Source organism: Sulfitobacter sp. HI0129 (genome assembly GCF_001635395.1).
Lineage (GTDB): Bacteria > Pseudomonadota > Alphaproteobacteria > Rhodobacterales > Rhodobacteraceae > Sulfitobacter.
In genome coordinates, this window is sequence record NZ_LWGH01000229.1 from 1 (window position 1) to 15,066 (window position 15,066).

General features: G+C 61.9%; 14 protein-coding genes. 11 read left to right on the top strand and 3 right to left on the bottom strand.

From position 1 onward, the window contains the following. The 4 genes from A3764_RS03525 to A3764_RS03540 all read left to right on the top strand — a co-directional run. Positions 1-240: c-type cytochrome (locus A3764_RS03525; RefSeq protein ID WP_150122064.1), on the top strand; the 240-nt coding region annotated here is incomplete at its 5' end. A 143-nt stretch (positions 241-383) separates the two neighbouring features. Beyond that, positions 384-1,214 carry a DUF305 domain-containing protein gene (locus A3764_RS03530; RefSeq protein WP_067924468.1) on the top strand — a complete coding sequence of 277 codons (831 nt, stop codon included), beginning with the start codon at positions 384-386 and terminating at the stop codon, positions 1,212-1,214. A 15-nt stretch (positions 1,215-1,229) separates the two neighbouring features. Beyond that, the gene (locus A3764_RS03535; protein ID WP_067924466.1) at positions 1,230-1,991 is read left to right on the top strand and encodes a glutaredoxin family protein; all 762 of its coding nucleotides are present in this window, start codon (positions 1,230-1,232) and stop codon (positions 1,989-1,991) included. 125 nt (positions 1,992-2,116) lie between these two features. Continuing rightward, positions 2,117-3,394: a multicopper oxidase family protein gene (locus A3764_RS03540; RefSeq protein ID WP_067924465.1), complete on the top strand. Its 1,278-nt coding sequence runs from the start codon at positions 2,117-2,119 to the stop codon at positions 3,392-3,394. A gap of 84 nt (positions 3,395-3,478) precedes the next feature. Here A3764_RS03540 and A3764_RS03545 read toward each other — a convergent pair whose 3' ends face one another. After that, positions 3,479-3,814: a glycine zipper 2TM domain-containing protein gene (locus tag A3764_RS03545; protein ID WP_236628006.1), complete on the bottom strand. Its 336-nt coding sequence runs from the start codon at positions 3,812-3,814 to the stop codon at positions 3,479-3,481. A 149-nt stretch (positions 3,815-3,963) separates the two neighbouring features. Then, on the bottom strand, positions 3,964-5,361 hold the full coding sequence (locus tag A3764_RS03550; protein WP_067924463.1) for an aminotransferase family protein: 1,398 nt from the start codon (positions 5,359-5,361) through the stop codon (positions 3,964-3,966). 395 nt (positions 5,362-5,756) lie between these two features. Here A3764_RS03550 and A3764_RS03555 point away from each other — a divergent pair, with 395 nt between their 5' ends. The 3 genes from A3764_RS03555 (at position 5,757) to A3764_RS03565 (ending at position 8,968) form a co-directional block, all read left to right on the top strand. Further along, positions 5,757-6,764, top strand: coding sequence for a taurine ABC transporter substrate-binding protein (locus tag A3764_RS03555; RefSeq protein ID WP_067924461.1), 1,008 nt, complete (start codon positions 5,757-5,759; stop codon positions 6,762-6,764). 135 nt (positions 6,765-6,899) lie between these two features. Beyond that, positions 6,900-7,706: a taurine ABC transporter ATP-binding protein gene (locus A3764_RS03560; RefSeq protein WP_067924459.1), complete on the top strand. Its 807-nt coding sequence runs from the start codon at positions 6,900-6,902 to the stop codon at positions 7,704-7,706. Further along, complete coding sequence (locus A3764_RS03565; RefSeq protein WP_067924457.1) at positions 7,703-8,968, top strand: ABC transporter permease; 1,266 nt, start codon at positions 7,703-7,705, stop codon at positions 8,966-8,968. Before A3764_RS03560 ends, A3764_RS03565 begins: the two co-directional genes overlap by 4 nt. A gap of 87 nt (positions 8,969-9,055) precedes the next feature. On the opposite strand, the gene A3764_RS03570 is transcribed toward A3764_RS03565, so the two are convergent. Next, positions 9,056-11,212, bottom strand: coding sequence for a DEAD/DEAH box helicase (locus A3764_RS03570; RefSeq protein WP_067924539.1), 2,157 nt, complete (start codon positions 11,210-11,212; stop codon positions 9,056-9,058). Positions 11,213-11,466: 254 nt separating this feature from the next. Here A3764_RS03570 and A3764_RS03575 point away from each other — a divergent pair, with 254 nt between their 5' ends. The 4 genes from A3764_RS03575 to A3764_RS03590 all read left to right on the top strand — a co-directional run. Continuing rightward, a complete protein-coding gene (locus A3764_RS03575; protein ID WP_067924537.1) occupies positions 11,467-11,880 on the top strand; it encodes a CopG family transcriptional regulator in 414 nt (137 codons plus the stop codon). 45 nt (positions 11,881-11,925) lie between these two features. Further along, positions 11,926-13,020: an extracellular catalytic domain type 1 short-chain-length polyhydroxyalkanoate depolymerase gene (locus tag A3764_RS03580; RefSeq protein WP_067924452.1), complete on the top strand. Its 1,095-nt coding sequence runs from the start codon at positions 11,926-11,928 to the stop codon at positions 13,018-13,020. After that, positions 13,020-14,135: a C45 family autoproteolytic acyltransferase/hydolase gene (locus tag A3764_RS03585; RefSeq protein WP_067924449.1), complete on the top strand. Its 1,116-nt coding sequence runs from the start codon at positions 13,020-13,022 to the stop codon at positions 14,133-14,135. The genes A3764_RS03580 and A3764_RS03585 overlap by 1 nt, the downstream gene beginning before the upstream one ends. A gap of 243 nt (positions 14,136-14,378) precedes the next feature. Next, positions 14,379-15,066: ImuA family protein (locus tag A3764_RS03590; protein ID WP_082865891.1), on the top strand; the 688-nt coding region annotated here is incomplete at its 3' end.

The following is a 15,066-nucleotide window of genomic DNA, read 5'->3' on the forward strand; positions in this document are numbered from 1 at the left end:
GAGACGGGCCATACCTGGCACCACCCAGACAGCATGTTGTTCGCCTATACCAAGCTTGGGGGCAGCGCGGTGATGGCCGAGCAAGGGATCACCTTCGACAGCGGGATGCCCGGTTTCGGCGACCAGTTGAGCGATGAGGAGATACAGGCGGTCATCGCCTATCTGAAATCCACATGGCCCGTTCCGGTGCAAAAGATGCAGGCCGCACGAACGGCAGCAGATGAAAAGACCGGTGGTTAGCGATCGGGCCAGCACTTTGGGGTGTGAAAGGCCAATTTGCTCGGAAATGTTGGTAAACTAGCCGCTTTGAACGCTTCCAGAGGGAACCTTGCCCCGCTGGATGGTTGTTCAAATTATAGTCAATAACATTTCAGGAGGGAACTATGTCCTACTGGCGCTTTTTCGCAATGATCATCACGTCAACCGTCGTCATGTACGGATTGATGTACGCAAATTCGTATTCGATCGAACAGGTCTTCTACAGCGAATCCCGCGTCTACATGGCCCTCTACATGGGCGGCATGATGGCCGTCATCATGCTGGCGTTCATGTTGGGCATGTATTCCAACAAGACTGCGAACATCGCGATATTCGTCGGTGCCGGTATCGTCTTCGGGCTGGGACTTTTCCTGATGCGCAGTCAGGTGACGGTGCAGGATCGTTCATGGATGAGCGCCATGATCCCCCACCACTCCATCGCGATCCTGACCAGTTCCCGTGCTGAAATTACGGACCCCCGTGTGAAAAAACTCGCGGAGGAGATCGTGCTCGCCCAAGATCGCGAGATTGCGGAAATGCGTTATCTGATGGACGACATCGAGCGGAACGGCGAAGCGGGCGATGATTTCCCCTTGGGCAAGACCGATGAACCCGCAGCGGTCGAAAGCATCGATGCCGCGCTTTCCTCGGTCGAGATTGCCGGCGTGCGGCCCTCCCCCCTCACCGAAGAGGAGATCGGGCGCGTGGTTCCTGATGCGACCTGCCGGTTCCGCCGTGCCGTGGATGCCGACCCCATTCTTGCCGTCAGCGGTGACAAAGGTGTCATCAAGGTATCCGGCTCATTGATTGAGCTTGCCCCGGAAGGAACGGACCGCTTCTCGGCGGACAAGGTGAACGTTTCCATCGCGCCCGCCGGGGATGGGACAGACATGATCTTCGACCTGACGACCGATCCGGCGCTGCGTGTCGGGTTCAACGGTTACTGGAATTGCTGATGAGAGGAAGAAACCATGCCAAAGGACTCAGACCAGAAGACAGCAACCCTCTACCGGATGGTGATGGAAGAGCATCTTTGCCCCTACGGTCTCAAGACAAAGGACCGGCTGGAGCGGGAAGGATACGAGGTCGATGACCACTGGTTGACGACCAAGGAAGAGACCGAGAGCTTCAAACGCGAACACAATGTGGAAACGACCCCGCAGGTGTTCATCGACGGTAAGCGCATTGGCGGATACGAGGCCTTGCGCGAATATTTCGGCGATGACGTTCCAGACGAGGATGAGACATCCTATCAGCCGGTCATCGCCATCTTCTCCGTCGCGTTTTCGATGGCGCTTGGGCTGAGCTGGGCGTTCTTCGGCACGATCTTCACCTTGCGCGCCTTCGAATGGTTCATCGCGATCTCGATGTGCTTTCTGGCGGTTCAGAAGTTGCAGGACGTCGAAAGTTTTTCAACCATGTTCCTCAACTACGATCTGCTGGCGCGGCGCTGGGTTCGTTATGGCCGTCTCTATCCCTTCGGGGAAGCGCTGGCGGGTATCCTAATGGTGGCCGGTGCTCTGGTCTGGATTTCCGCGCCCGTGGCGCTTTTTATCGGTACGGTGGGCGCGGTTTCCGTCTTCAAGGCTGTCTATATCGACAAGCGTGAACTGAAATGCGCCTGTGTGGGCGGGTCCTCCAACGTACCGCTCGGCTTCGTTTCGCTCACCGAAAACCTGATGATGGTTTTCATGGGGCTCTGGATGCCTGCCCGCGCCCTGGGGCTTTTCTAAGCCGGCAAAAACCCTCCCAAAGCGGAGAACCCTGCGTGAATGCTTTGCATTTGCGCAGGGTTTCGGCATGAGGGGGTATCTCCTCATAAGAGGACTTAGTGCAGGTAAAGACCCAAGGAGCCTTCATGCTCAGCCGCCGAACCATGCTGCTCTCTCTCGGTGCTGCCGCCTTGCCCATGTCTTCGTTGGCTGGGGTCAAGGCACTTACCCTGCGACCGGGGCCCGCGGGCCTGCAGGTGGGCGGCAAGCAGGTGGAGATGCTTGGGTTCAACGGTTCCTGCCCCGGGCCCGAGATCCGCGTGGCTCAGAACGATACCTTGCGTGTGCGGATCGACAACCGACTACAGGACGGCACTTTGGTGCACTGGCACGGTATCCGGCTGCCCAACAGGATGGACGGGGTGAATGTGCTGACGCAGGATGTGATCATCCCGGGTGAAGCTTTCGACTACGCCTTTCCCGTCCCTGACGTCGGCACCTATTGGTATCACTCGCATTACCTGTCCTATGAGCAGGTGGCACGCGGGCTGTTCGGCCCTCTGATCGTTGAGGAGCGCACGCCCCCCGATGTGGACCGGGACGTCACGGCCATGCTCTTCGACATCCTGCTCGACAATGCAGGCCAGTTCGATGAGGAATTCCCGAGGGAGGATTTCGCCACCCTCGGACGCATGGGTAACGTAAAGACAGCGTTCCTGTCAGCAAAAAGCGTTCGCCTTGGGGACCGTGTGCGCCTGCGCATCATCAATCCTGTTCCCGACCGTATATTCACCTTGGAAGTGACCGGGTTATCCGGGCGCTGCGTGGCTTTTGACGGTATGCCGCTGGCTTCTCCGCTACCGATCGAAACGCTCGTGCTCGCGCCCGGCCAGCGGGTGGATATCATCGGCGATGTGATTGGCGAGGTGGACTTGCGTGACGCCCCCAGCGGTGAGGGGCTAGCCCGCCTTTCCGTTCAAGGTACGCGCGAAAGGCGCACAGATCCTGTGGGCCCGTTGCCGGCTAACCCGGTTCCCCGCCCGGGCAAGATTGCGCAAACTGTCGATCTGGTAATGCAAGGCGGCGCGGGTGGCGGAACGCATGGAGGCTTCGGAACATGGGCGTTCAATGACGTGAGTGGTCTGCCGCAAGCGCCGCTTTTATCGGCCCGCCGGGGCGAAACCGTGCGGTTGCGCCTGCGCAATGAAACCCCGTTCCCGCATGGCATCCATCTTCACGGTCATCATTTCTGGGAAACCGATGCGTCGGGTGACGCCACTTATCTCAGGGACACTACGCTCGTCGCGGCGGGCGATACGGCAGAGGTGCTCTGCGTATTCGACAACCCCGGTGCGTGGATGATCCATTGTCACATGCTGAGCCATCAGGCCGATGGTATGGCGACATGGGTGCGCGTTACTTAAGGAACTTGCCCACAAAGTGGCCCTTCATAACGAAAATGGCCCCGACGCGATGCGGGGCCATTTCCGAATTCTGAAAAGAATCTATCAGGGGCAAGCAGCTGTGTAACGCTGACCTGCGGAGTTCTGATACACGCACTGACCGCTGGCCGAACGGCCAAGGTAGTTACCTGCTGCCGCGCCTGCGGCACCGCCCACCAGCGCGCCGACGACCTGATCGTCATCGCTGGAAACTGCGGCACCGGCTGCTGCACCGAGAGCGGCGCCAGTCAGGGCGCCTTGCTGCTTGGTGAAACCACCGCCGGGGGCGCATGCGCCGAGTGCGGTGATCATCGGAACGACCATAAGAAACTTTGTCATTTTATTCTCCACTTCATTGCTGTTTCTGAAACGCAGGAGAATCCCTTTGGTTCCGAATTTCATGACGGATCGCTCCCGGGATTTTTTCCACCCCTGTTTTCAGGCAGGGGTAGGGGTTCGCTGCGTGTCATGTTCGGGCAAGACAATGCACTAAATAGAGAAGCGCACCCCCGGGTCAACCGGAGATGTGCCTCATGCGCGGAGCGGCGCTTTTACGCCTTGGTGAAAACCCGGCCGAGTGCGCCGTCCACTGCGGCGATGATCTCGTCGATATCGCTCTTTCGCGCAATCAGGGAAGGCGAGAAGCAGAGCGTGTTGTTCCGCCCCGGCAACGAGCGGTTGGTGGCCCCGATGATGACGCCCTGTTCCATACAGTCGCCCACGACTTTCTGGACGAGTTTTTCGGCCACCGGCGCACGGCTGTCGCGATCCTGTACCAGTTCAGCCCCGAGGAAGAGCCCCTTGCCACGGACCTGCCCGATAACGGAGTGCTTGTCGGACAGTTCCTCCAACTGTTCCAGCATGTAGTGGCCCATCTGCTCGGTATTCTCCAGCAGGCCCTCGTCCTCGATGATCCGCATGTTCTCCAGGCCCGCGGTCGGGCCGGCTGTGCATCCGCCGAAGGTGGAGATGTCACGGAAGTAGTTGAGCGGGTCCTCGGCGTTGTCCTTGAACATGTCAAAGACCTCTTCCGTGGTCACGAGGCAGGCAATCGCGGCGTAGCCCGACGCGACTCCTTTTGCCATGGTCACCATGTCCGGCTGGACGCCGTAATTCTGGTATCCGAACCATTGACCGGTGCGCCCGACCCCGCAGACGACTTCATCGATATGCAGCAGCACATCGTATTTGCGGCAGATTTCCTGAACCCGCTCCCAGTAGCCATCGGGCGGGGTGATGACGCCTCCGCCAGCCGTCACCGGCTCAAGGCAGAGCCCGCCAACGGTATCCGGCCCTTCGGAAAGGATGATTTTTTCGATCTGGTCGGCTGCCCAAGTGCCGTAGTTGTCCTCCGGCGCGCCGTCCTGCTCGAACTTGCGGTATTCAAGGCAATGCGGCACCCGCACGAACCCGTCGGTGAAGGGGCCGTATTGGGCGTTGCGCTCGTCCTGTCCGCCGGCTGACAGACAGGAAATCGTGGTGCCGTGGTAATCCCGGTCACGGTAGAGGATCTTGTGCTTCTTGCCGCCATAGCGCTTGTGCGCGATCTGGCGGACCATCTTGAACCCCTTCTCGTTCGCTTCCGAACCGGAGTTGCAATAGTAGACACGGGTCATGCCGGGCATCTTCGAAATCAGCTTTTCGGCGAAGTTAGACCCGGGGATGGAGCCTGCCGAGCCGGCGAAGTAGTTCAGTTTGACCAATTGGTCGCGCACGGCGTTCGCGATTGATTCGCGTCCATAGCCCACGTTCACGGTCCAGACCCCACCCGAGACGGCATCCAGATGTTCCTTGCCGCGCTGGTCCCAGACCCGCATGCCCTTGCCTTCGACGATGATCCGGGGGTCGGTCGTTTCGTAGGGTTTGTGCTGACTTAGGTGATGCCAGATATGCGCACGGTCGGCTTCGACAATGCGGGAGATGTCGTTTTCGCTGAAGTTGCCGTCCATGTCGGAAACCTTTCTATGGGGGAGGTCGGGCAGTCGTTCCGGGCGCGGGGTCCCGGCATTATCGAACCACACTCTCATTTTTGCAAATGTCGTAGGGCCAGAGTTTTCCCTATCGTATGGCCAGTTTAGGTGGCGTAAATCTTTTTGAGACCATCCATCCCATTCCAAGTCTTTGCGGTGCTTGGAAAATTGTCCAGAAAACTAATGAACGCCGCACATCCCGCTTGGCTGCAATGTTCCGAAATGCTTGGAAAAAATCGTTGATTCGGAGCGCCGTATCGTCACTCATTGCACCAGCACCGGGCATGTGCAGTAATGTGCCGGGTCACAAGAGACGGAAAACCGTCCATTCTGACATGATCGCGGTTGCGTGGTCTCAACACGGGAGAATATCAATGACGTTCAAGACTATCCTGAAAGGCGCCGTTGCCGGTGCCGCACTGATGGCCGGATCGCAAGCGGCCTTTGCCGATGCGCATGGCGAGATCACGGTCGCCTATTTCCTCGAATGGCCGATGCCCTTTCAATACGCCAAGGTGAACGGCACCTACGAAGAGGAGATGGGCACGAAAATCAACTGGGTGAGCTTTGATTCCGGCACCGCGATGAGCGCCGCGATGGCCTCCGGTGACGTGCAGATTGCCGTGAGCCAAGGGGTGCCCCCCTTCGTCGTGGCGACATCCGCCGGGCAGGATATCCAGATCGTCGATGTGGCGGTTTCCTATTCGGAGAATGACAACTGCGTCGTGAACAGCGCGTTGGAGATAGACAAGGACAGCGCCGGGGAACTGGCCGGCAAGAAGGTCGCCGTGCCGCTGGGCACCGCGGCGCACTACGGCTTTCTTGAGCAGATGAATCACTTCGGCGTGGACATCAGCAGCATGGAAATTGTCGACATGGCACCGGCAGAGGGCGCGGCGGCCCTGAGCCAGGGTTCTGTCGACATGGCCTGCGGCTGGGGTGGTGCGCTGCGCCGCATGAAGGAAAGCGGCAACGTCCTGTTGACCGGGGCCGAGAAGGAAGAGCTTGGCATTCTGGTGTTTGACGTGACTTCCGCGCCTGCATCCTATGTCGCCGAAAACGGTGACATGGTCGCCAAGTTCCTCAAGGTGACGGCAGATGCCAACGAAATGTGGAATTCCGGCGAGAACATGGAAGAGATGCTGCCCGTCATCGCGAAAGATGCCGGCATGGACGAACAGGCCACCAAGGAAACCATGGCGACGTTCGAGTTTCCGAGTGTCGATGAGCAGCTGGGCGAGAAATGGCTCGGCGGTGGCGGTCAGGAATTTATGAAAGGCGTGGCGAATGTCTTCGTGGAGGCAGGCTCCATCGATGCTGCGCTCGACAGCTACGAAGGCACGGTGAACACCGGACCGCTGAAGTCCGCACAGGGCATGTAAACTGAAGTAGGGCCCGCTGCGCATGGCGCGGTGGGCACTCGATTGACGGACGGTCCCCGGCATATGCCCGGGGGCCGGCTCCCGGCGCACGTCGCCATCCAATCAAATCGCCCCGAGGGGCCCGAAAGCGGACCAATGACCGGATTATCCATACAAGACCTGTCAATGCGCTTCGATCTGCCCGGTGGCGGTGCTGTTCAGGCGCTCAAGGACGTGTCGCTCGACCTGAAGGAGGGTGAGTTGCTCAGCGTGCTCGGCCCCTCCGGCTGTGGCAAGACGACATTGCTCAACATCGTGGCCGGTTTTCTCGCGCCGACCGAAGGCCGGATGACGCTGAATGGCCATGAGATCCACGGCCCGGACGCAGAACGCGGCATGGTATTCCAGCAGGGTGCGCTGTTTGAATGGATGTCGGTGCGCGACAACGTCGGGTTCGGCCCTTCGATGAAGGGCATGCCCAAGAAAGAGAAGGCCGAGATCGTCAATCACCTGCTGGACGTGGTCGGCCTGCAGGATTTCAAGGAAAAGGCCGTTTATGAATTGTCCGGCGGCATGCAACAGCGCGTGGCGCTGGCCCGCTGTCTCGCCAACGATCCGGATGTGATCCTGATGGACGAACCGCTGGGCGCGCTGGACGCACTGACGCGTGAGAAGATGCAGAGCCTCGTGCTCAAGCTGTGGAAGGAAACCGGCAAGACGATCATTCTGATCACCCACTCTGTGGAGGAGGCACTGCTTTTGGGCGAGCGACTGATCGTCATGGCCCCGCGGCCCGGACGCATACACAAGGAATACCGCCTGCCGTTTGCCGAACTGGGCGTGGGGCAGGACCTGCGGGAGGTGAAGAAACATCCCGAATTTGCAGAGCGACGTGAAGAAATCCTCGGTATGATCTGGGACATGGAGGAAGAAATCATGGGTCGCATGGAGGCGAGCGCATGACCATTCTGCTGATCTATATCGCGATATTCACGATCTCTTTCTTTGTCGTCACCAAGCTCGTGCAGACGGCCACGCGGGACTATACCTCGTTGAAGACGGTCACGTTCGGGGACGAATCCGCGGTGCGGCCCAATCGGATCGCCGGTGTCATCTCTGTCCTGACGATCTTTGTGCTCTGGGGGGCGTTCACCGGATCGAAGCTGCTGCCCGAGTTCATGCATGCCCCCGGGCCCTTCGTGGGGGAGACGTCATTCACCTATGTCGCCGAAGCCGAAGACGGCAGCCGCGACGATGCGACCGTGTCATTGGTGGTTTTCCCGCGGGGCGCTGACGTGGACGTTGAGGAGGTGCCGCCGGGGGACGGCTTTGCCAAGAACGATGTGGCCAAGGTGGCGCAGTGGCGCAGTGTGCTGATCCCCTTTGACCGCAATGACGAGATCACCAAGAAGGACGGGGCCCGTATCGTCGAAATAAACGGTGAGCCGGTAGAGCCGGGGTCCTCCGTGACGATCCCGGGCGGCAAGGTCACGCTTTCCGACAAGGGGACGCCCAACTTCGAGCCGCGCACGGGCTGGCAGATGGAACCTCTCTACCTGCCTGCCCCCGAAGAGGTCTGGAACCGGACGCTGCGGATCGCCGATGAAGGTTTCCGCAATACGACCCTTCTTGGCCACCTCGGCTGGTCCCTGTTCCGGGTCATCGCAGGCTTCCTTTGCGGTGCGCTTCTAGGCATTCCACTGGGCTATGCCATGGGGCTGAGCAACTGGTTCCGCGGCTGGTTCGACCCGATCGTCGAATTCATGCGCCCCGTGCCGCCGCTGGCCTTGATCCCGCTGGTGATCATCTGGGCGGGCATCGGGGAGACGGGCAAGATCATCCTGCTGTTCCTCGCGGCGCTCTGGATCATGGCCATCGCGGCCCGGTCCGGCGTGTCGGGAGTCAAGATTTCGAAGGTGCACGCGGCCTATTCGCTTGGTGCCAGTAAATGGCAGATCATGCGCTACGTAATCATTCCCAACTCCCTGCCGGAGATTTTCACCGGGGCGCGGGTGGCCATGGGGGTCTGCTGGGGAACCGTCGTGGCGGCGGAACTCGTCGCCGCCGAAAAGGGCGCGGGCATGATGATCATGGTCGCGTCGAAGTTCCAGAACACCGACATCGTGATCATGGGGATCATCCTGATCGGCATCATCGGCTTCGGCATCGACATGCTGATGCGCTGGGCCGAACGCCTGCTGGTACCGTGGAAGGGCAAGGGCTGAGCACAAGCCGACCCTGCGAGGTAAAGGCCCGCCTCCTTGTCCGAGGGGCGGGCCTTTGCCATTCAAGTCCGGATCACTTGGGCCGGATCATTTCGGGCCGAAGCTGTTCTTGCCACGGCGGGGCACCGCATTCCCGCCAGAGGGGCGCGCAGGCTTGCCGCCGGGTTTTCCTTTGGCCGCCGGTTTCCCGCCCTGCTTGCCGATCTTGTTCGGCGGCGTGAACCGTTTCGACGGGTCCGCCGCGCGGTCATAGGTCTTGGCCGCGGGTTTGCCTTCGGGGCGGTTCGTTTTCGGCTTCCGGGCCGTATCGCCTGCGGGTTTCTCCGTTTTCCAGACGGCTTTGGTTTTCGGTTTCGCCGTCGCCGGTCTGTCCTCCCCCGCTTTGGCACCGGTCTTGGGCTTTGGCTTGGCGCCCGGCTTCATGGGCGACCGTTCGGTCTTGTGCGACTTTGGCGGGCGCTCCCCCTTGGGGGCACGGGGTTTATCGAACTTGGGCTTGCCTTCGGCAGGCCGGTTCGCCCGCGGGGCGGAGGGGGCAGGGGTGTCTTCCTCCCGGGGTTTGCGTTTCTGTTTGTAGGGTTTTTCGGCGCCGTCCCTCGGGCCACCGGGGCGCGGCTTGCGGTCGGGCTTCGGACCGCGTTTGTCCGCCAGGCGCGGTCCGCGCGGCAGATCGGGGGCCTCGTCCAGCCGGGTTACGACCGCGCCGCGCTCCACTGTCATCTCGGGCCCAAGCGCTTTCGCAAATGCTTCCGCTGAAGAGGCGCGGATTTCCACGAAGCTATGGCTGGGCTGAACGCGGATGGCGCCGATATCGTCCTTCGTCAGATCACCGAGACGGCACAGCATCGGCAGCAGGGTGCGCGGTTCGGCCCCGTCGTTGCGGCCCGTGGAGACCGAGAACCAGACCGATGGCCCAAAATCGCGGCGCGGTTTGTCTTCCCCCGGCGCGCCCGGGTCGGTCAGTTCCTCGGGCGCGGACTGGCGCGCGCGGTAGAGGTTCACGAAGGCCGTGGCCAGTTGTTCGGGGGTGAATTGTTCGACTAGCGCGCCGACGAACTCTTCGGCATCCTCGGGGACCGGATCGGACCAGGCGGGGTCGGACAGCAGACGCTCCTGATCGCGTGCGTTCACCTCTGCCGCGGTGGGGGCGGCGGCCCATTCCACCTTCAGCTTCGCCCCGCCAAGCAGCCGGTTCGCCTTGCTGCGCAGCTTGGGGGGCACAATAAGGGCCGAGACGCCCTTGCGCCCGGCTCGGCCCGTGCGCCCGGACCGGTGGAGCAACGTATCGGAGTTCGAGGGCAGGTCCGCATGGATCACCAGCTCGAGGTTCGGCAAGTCGATGCCCCGCGCGGCCACGTCCGTGGCGATACAGACCCGCGCCCGACCATCGCGCAGAGCCTGAAGCGCGTTCGTCCGCTCCGACTGCGTGAGCTCACCCGACAGGGCCACGACCGAAAAGCCGCGGTTGGTAAACCGGGTCGTCAGCCGCGATACCGCTGCCCGGGTATTGCAGAAGACGATGGCGTTCTTCGCTTCGTAGTAGCGCAGGACGTTGATGATGGCGTTTTCGGTGTCGCGCGGGTGTACGTTCAGGGCGCGATATTCGATGTCGCTATGCTGTTTCGTCTCGCCCACCGTGGTAATGCGCTGCGCATCCCGCTGATAGGATTTCGCCAGCTTGGCGATTGCTGCAGGCACGGTTGCGGAAAAGAGCAGGGTGCGGCGGTCTTCGGGGGCTTCGGAGAGGATGAATTCCAACTCATCCCGGAAGCCGAGGTCGAGCATTTCGTCCGCCTCGTCCAGCACCACGGCGCGCAGATTGTCCATATCGACATTGCCGCGTTTGATGTGGTCGCAAAGCCGCCCGGGCGTGGCCACGACGACATGCGCCCCCCGTTCCAGCGCCCGCCGCTCGGTGCGGCTGTCCATACCGCCGACGCAGGTCGTGACGACCGCGCCCGCCTTTCCATAGAGCCACGTCAACTCGCGGCTCACCTGCATCGCCAGTTCACGCGTGGGTGCGATGATCAGGGCCAAAGGCGCGCCCGCCGGACCGAAGGTTTCGCTCTCTCCCAAAAGGGTCGGCGCGATGGCAAGGCCGAAGCCCACCGTCTTGCCCGAGCCGGTCTGAGCAGAGACCAGCAGATCCTGATCGGCCAGCGCGGGATCGGTCACTGCCGTCTGTACGGCGGTCAGGGTCTCATAGCCCTGCTGGGCAAGCGCGTCGGCTATCGTCTGGATCAAGGGATCGTCCTGTTCTGCGGGGCCTGCCGCGAAATTCGGGCCATCTGCGCCCAAGCGGCGCGAATCTGCGTGTCGGTAAGGGGTGGCGGCCTGAATGTACACAGTTTCCTACGCATATCGGACTTGCCGGAAATGGCTGATCCCACCCCGTGCCGCGATCGAAGAAAAAACGACCCAGCGTCGATTTTCGTACAAAAGAGGGTTGCGGGATGGCATATGACATCCATATACCATCCACATGGATGGAGTTTGAGATGAATGTCAGGCAACTGCGCGACAAGACGCCGGAAAGCGAAAAGATCACCATAAACCTCGGATATGTGGATCTGGGGCGGGTGGACCTGTTGGTTCAGGAAGGATTTTACCAAAACCGGACGGATTTCATTCGGACGGCGATCCGCAACCAATTGGCTACCGAAGGCGCGCAGGTCGAAAAGTCCATCGAGCGGCACACGCTCGAACTCGGCCTGCGGGACTATGATGCCACCTACCTTCAGGGTCTGAAGGACAAGGGCGAGGTGCTTCATGTGAAGGTCGTTGGACTGGCGCGCATCGCGTCTGACGTAACGCCGGAACTGGCCCGTGCCACGATCGGCTCGCTCACCGTGTTGGGGGCCTTGCAGGCTTCGAAGGAAGTTAAGGCCGCACTGGCCGACAGGATCATGTGATCCGCCGCCCTTCGGGCGTTTCGTAACGAGAGCAGGATGAAATCGATGAAGAAGTTTGACACGACTGCCATGGGGCAGGCGACGGATGCCGTACGCGCAGGCGATCTGATGGAAGCCACCCGGCTTATTCAGGCCGCACTGGGCAATGGCAGCGGTCAGGGTTCCGCCCCCGGGCAGACGAACCCTATGCCGCAGCGAAACGCGCTGCCCGATATGAATGCCGTGCTGAAGGGCCTGCCCCGCGGCGGTGCCTTCAACACGCGGATGCCTTCGTTCAAGCCGCGGCTGAAGAAAGGCGCGCGCCGGATGGCACACGGCATGGGCGGTGAGAGTTTTTCCTGCGATGCAGGCAGCCGCGATTACGTGCTGCATCTGCCGAAGGGGCGTGAAACCGCGCCGACGGGGCTCGTGATGATGCTGCATGGCTGCACGCAGAACCCGCATGATTTCGCAGCCGGGACGGGGATGAACGCGCTGGCGGATCGCCACGGCTTTGCCGTCGTCTACCCCGGCCAATCGCGGGAGGCGAACATGCAATCCTGCTGGAACTGGTTCAATCCGGCCAACCAGCAGCGCACCGGCGGCGAACCAGAGATACTGGCCGGTCTGGCGCAGAAAATCATCGGTGATCACAAGATCCCGGCGGACAAGGTCTTCGTGGCCGGGCTTTCCGCCGGGGCCGCAATGGCGGTGATCCTTGGGCAGACACATGGCGATATCTTCGCCGGGGTGGGGGTTCATTCCGGTCTGCCTTATGGCGTCGCGACGGATGTGGCTTCGGCGTTCGGTGCCATGGGCAATTCCGCCGCCCAGGGCGGGAAGGAGAAGGCCAAGCGCACGATCGTTTTCCATGGCACGGCGGATGGAACGGTTCATCCCGCTAACGGGGATGCAATCGCAGCGCGGCAGGTCGAACTGTCCGGGGCGGTGCGCATCAGCGAGGAAATCGCCGGCGCACGCAATGCGCGGCGCGATGTGGTGCGCGACGAAAACGGTGTTCCCGTGCTGGAGCACTGGGTGGTGAACGGTCTGGGCCATGCGTGGTCCGGGGGGCGGAGCGAAGGCAGCTATACCGACCCCGAAGGTCCGGATGCGAGTGCCGCGATGGTACGTTTCTTTTTCAATGATGAGGTGAAGTGATGAGTTCTCTGCAGTTCGATGCGGTCCGCGAGGACAAGGCAGGCCCCAAATGGGCAAAACGCTGGGCCCGGTCCTGGCCGTCGTACGAGGCGTGGTTCATTGCACGGGGCGGCGATAACGGCCCCACCCGTGCGGAGTGTGAGGCCGCGCTGCGCGAACATATGCCGGAACTGGTGCCCGTCTGGCGGCGGCTGGTGATGTTGGCGGGCAATGGGGATCGGGCGGCCCGGTTCCTGTCCACCTGGTGCCCGCCCAGCTATCTGGGTGGCTGTTCGCTGGCGGCGGCGTCCAACGGGGATACCGTGCGGCTGGTGCGGAACTACGACCTGTCGCCGGACCTGAACGAAGGCCTGTTGCTGCGCACGGAATGGACCGGGGAGCCCGTGATGGGCATGGTCGAATTCCTCTGGGGCCTCTCGGATGGCGTGAACGCCCGCGGCCTGTCCGTGGCGCTGGCCTACGGGGGGCACAGCGTGGTGAAGCAGGGCTTCGGCATCACCACGATCCTGCGCTATCTGCTGGAAACCTGCGGCACGGTGGAAGAGGCGATTTCGGTCCTGCGCCGGGTGCCGTCGCATATGGGCTACAACCTTGTGCTGGCCGATGCGGGCGGAGCAACCGCCAGCGTGGAGGTCATCGCGGGGGGCGGGATCGCCCTGATGCCCAAGGCCATCGCGACTAACCATCAGGAAGTGACCCCGCCGGAAAGGGCGGAGTTCACGGCCACCTACAAGCGGCACGCTCATCTGGAGATGGTTCTGGATACAGCACCCGATCCGCGCCGCCTGCGGGATCAGTTTCAGGCCGAACCCCTGAAGCAGAGCAACTACGCGCAGGGGTTCGGCACGCTTTTCACGGCGGAATACGACCCGGCGCGGGGGGCGATGGAGCTGATCTGGCCGGGCGAAAGCTGGGCGCAGACGCTTGAGAGCTTTGCCGAAGGAACGCGCGTGATCTCTTACGAGGCAGCGGCGGCGGGCGGGAGCGCTTATGACAGTGCACAGGCAGCGGAAGCGGCCCGCGCCTGGGTCGGGTTTGCCGATCTCGACGGATGCGCGGCTTGGTCCACGGCGGATTGGGTGGCCTTCGGTCAGTCCTTCGCGACCCGTTACTGAGCGTTTAGGTTTGTATGCGCGACGGGGGGCGATGTTTCGCCCCCCGTTCCTTGTGGGGCAACAGGATTCGGCGGAACGCATCTGTCATGTTCCGCAGGCGGAAAAATTTGACGACCCCCGTCTTCCCGGCAGTTTTGCGAGGAATTGCGCATACTTAGCGAAAAGCGAAGGACGAAGTGGAAAACCCGGTCGTCACGGGCTATCTTTTCAACTAGAACAAATAGTGAACATATGGAGGGATGCATGATGACCGATTCCCCTTTCGGGCAGGTGATTTCCCTGTCCAGCAAGCACTTCGTGCAAGAGGTTCCGACCCCTGCGGCCGGGGGAAGCATGCTGCGCGACGTTCTGGCGGGCGGGCCGTTCGATGCGGCGGTTTCCGCCTTCGTCCTGTCCTGCCTGCCCGACAGCGCGGCGCCGGTGCTCTGGGTGCAGGACCGTATGTCCCGGCGCGAGAACGGGCGGCTCTATGGGGCCGCCCTGCGCGGGTTCGGCTTTGCGGGGCAGGTGTTGCGGGTCTCTGTGAGCCATCCGCGCGATGTGCTCTGGGCCATGGAGGAGGGGGCCGCCTGCGGGGGGCTGGCCGCCGTGGTGGGCGAAATCCATGGCGCGCCCGAAGTGCTGAGCTTTACCGCCACCAAGCGGCTGGCGCTGCGGGCCGAGGCTGCCGAGGTGCCAGTATGGCTGATCCGGTCGGGCGATCCCGGTACGCTGAGTGCCGCGCGCGAACGCTGGCGCGTCTCGTCGCTTCCGTCCGCTTCGCATCCCCACAATACGCAGGCCCCCGGCGCCCCCCTGTGGGAGGCCGATCTGTTTCGTGCGCGGGGGCGGGCGCCCGGGGTCTGGGTGGCCAGCCATGACCGACAGGCGCGACAGGCAAAGGATCGTCTCCGCCTGGTTTCCCGATCTGGCGATGGACCGTTGGCGGCGG

Excerpts from the sequence above, each read along its gene's own strand:
- A3764_RS03530 (WP_067924468.1), top strand. The coding sequence starts at position 384 with ATGTCCTACTGGCGCTTTTTCGCAATGATCATCACGTCAACCGTCGTC.
- A3764_RS03540 (WP_067924465.1), top strand. The coding sequence starts at position 2,117 with ATGCTCAGCCGCCGAACCATGCTGCTCTCTCTCGGTGCTGCCGCCTTG.
- A3764_RS03580 (WP_067924452.1), top strand. The coding sequence starts at position 11,926 with ATGAAGAAGTTTGACACGACTGCCATGGGGCAGGCGACGGATGCCGTA.
- A3764_RS03555 (WP_067924461.1), top strand. The coding sequence starts at position 5,757 with ATGACGTTCAAGACTATCCTGAAAGGCGCCGTTGCCGGTGCCGCACTG.
- A3764_RS03535 (WP_067924466.1), top strand. The coding sequence starts at position 1,230 with ATGCCAAAGGACTCAGACCAGAAGACAGCAACCCTCTACCGGATGGTG.
- A3764_RS03575 (WP_067924537.1), top strand. The coding sequence starts at position 11,467 with ATGAATGTCAGGCAACTGCGCGACAAGACGCCGGAAAGCGAAAAGATC.
- A3764_RS03560 (WP_067924459.1), top strand. The coding sequence starts at position 6,900 with ATGACCGGATTATCCATACAAGACCTGTCAATGCGCTTCGATCTGCCC.
- A3764_RS03545 (WP_236628006.1), bottom strand. The coding sequence starts at position 3,814 with ATGAAATTCGGAACCAAAGGGATTCTCCTGCGTTTCAGAAACAGCAAT.
- A3764_RS03565 (WP_067924457.1), top strand. The coding sequence starts at position 7,703 with ATGACCATTCTGCTGATCTATATCGCGATATTCACGATCTCTTTCTTT.
- A3764_RS03585 (WP_067924449.1), top strand. The coding sequence starts at position 13,020 with ATGAGTTCTCTGCAGTTCGATGCGGTCCGCGAGGACAAGGCAGGCCCC.
- A3764_RS03550 (WP_067924463.1), bottom strand. The coding sequence starts at position 5,361 with ATGGACGGCAACTTCAGCGAAAACGACATCTCCCGCATTGTCGAAGCC.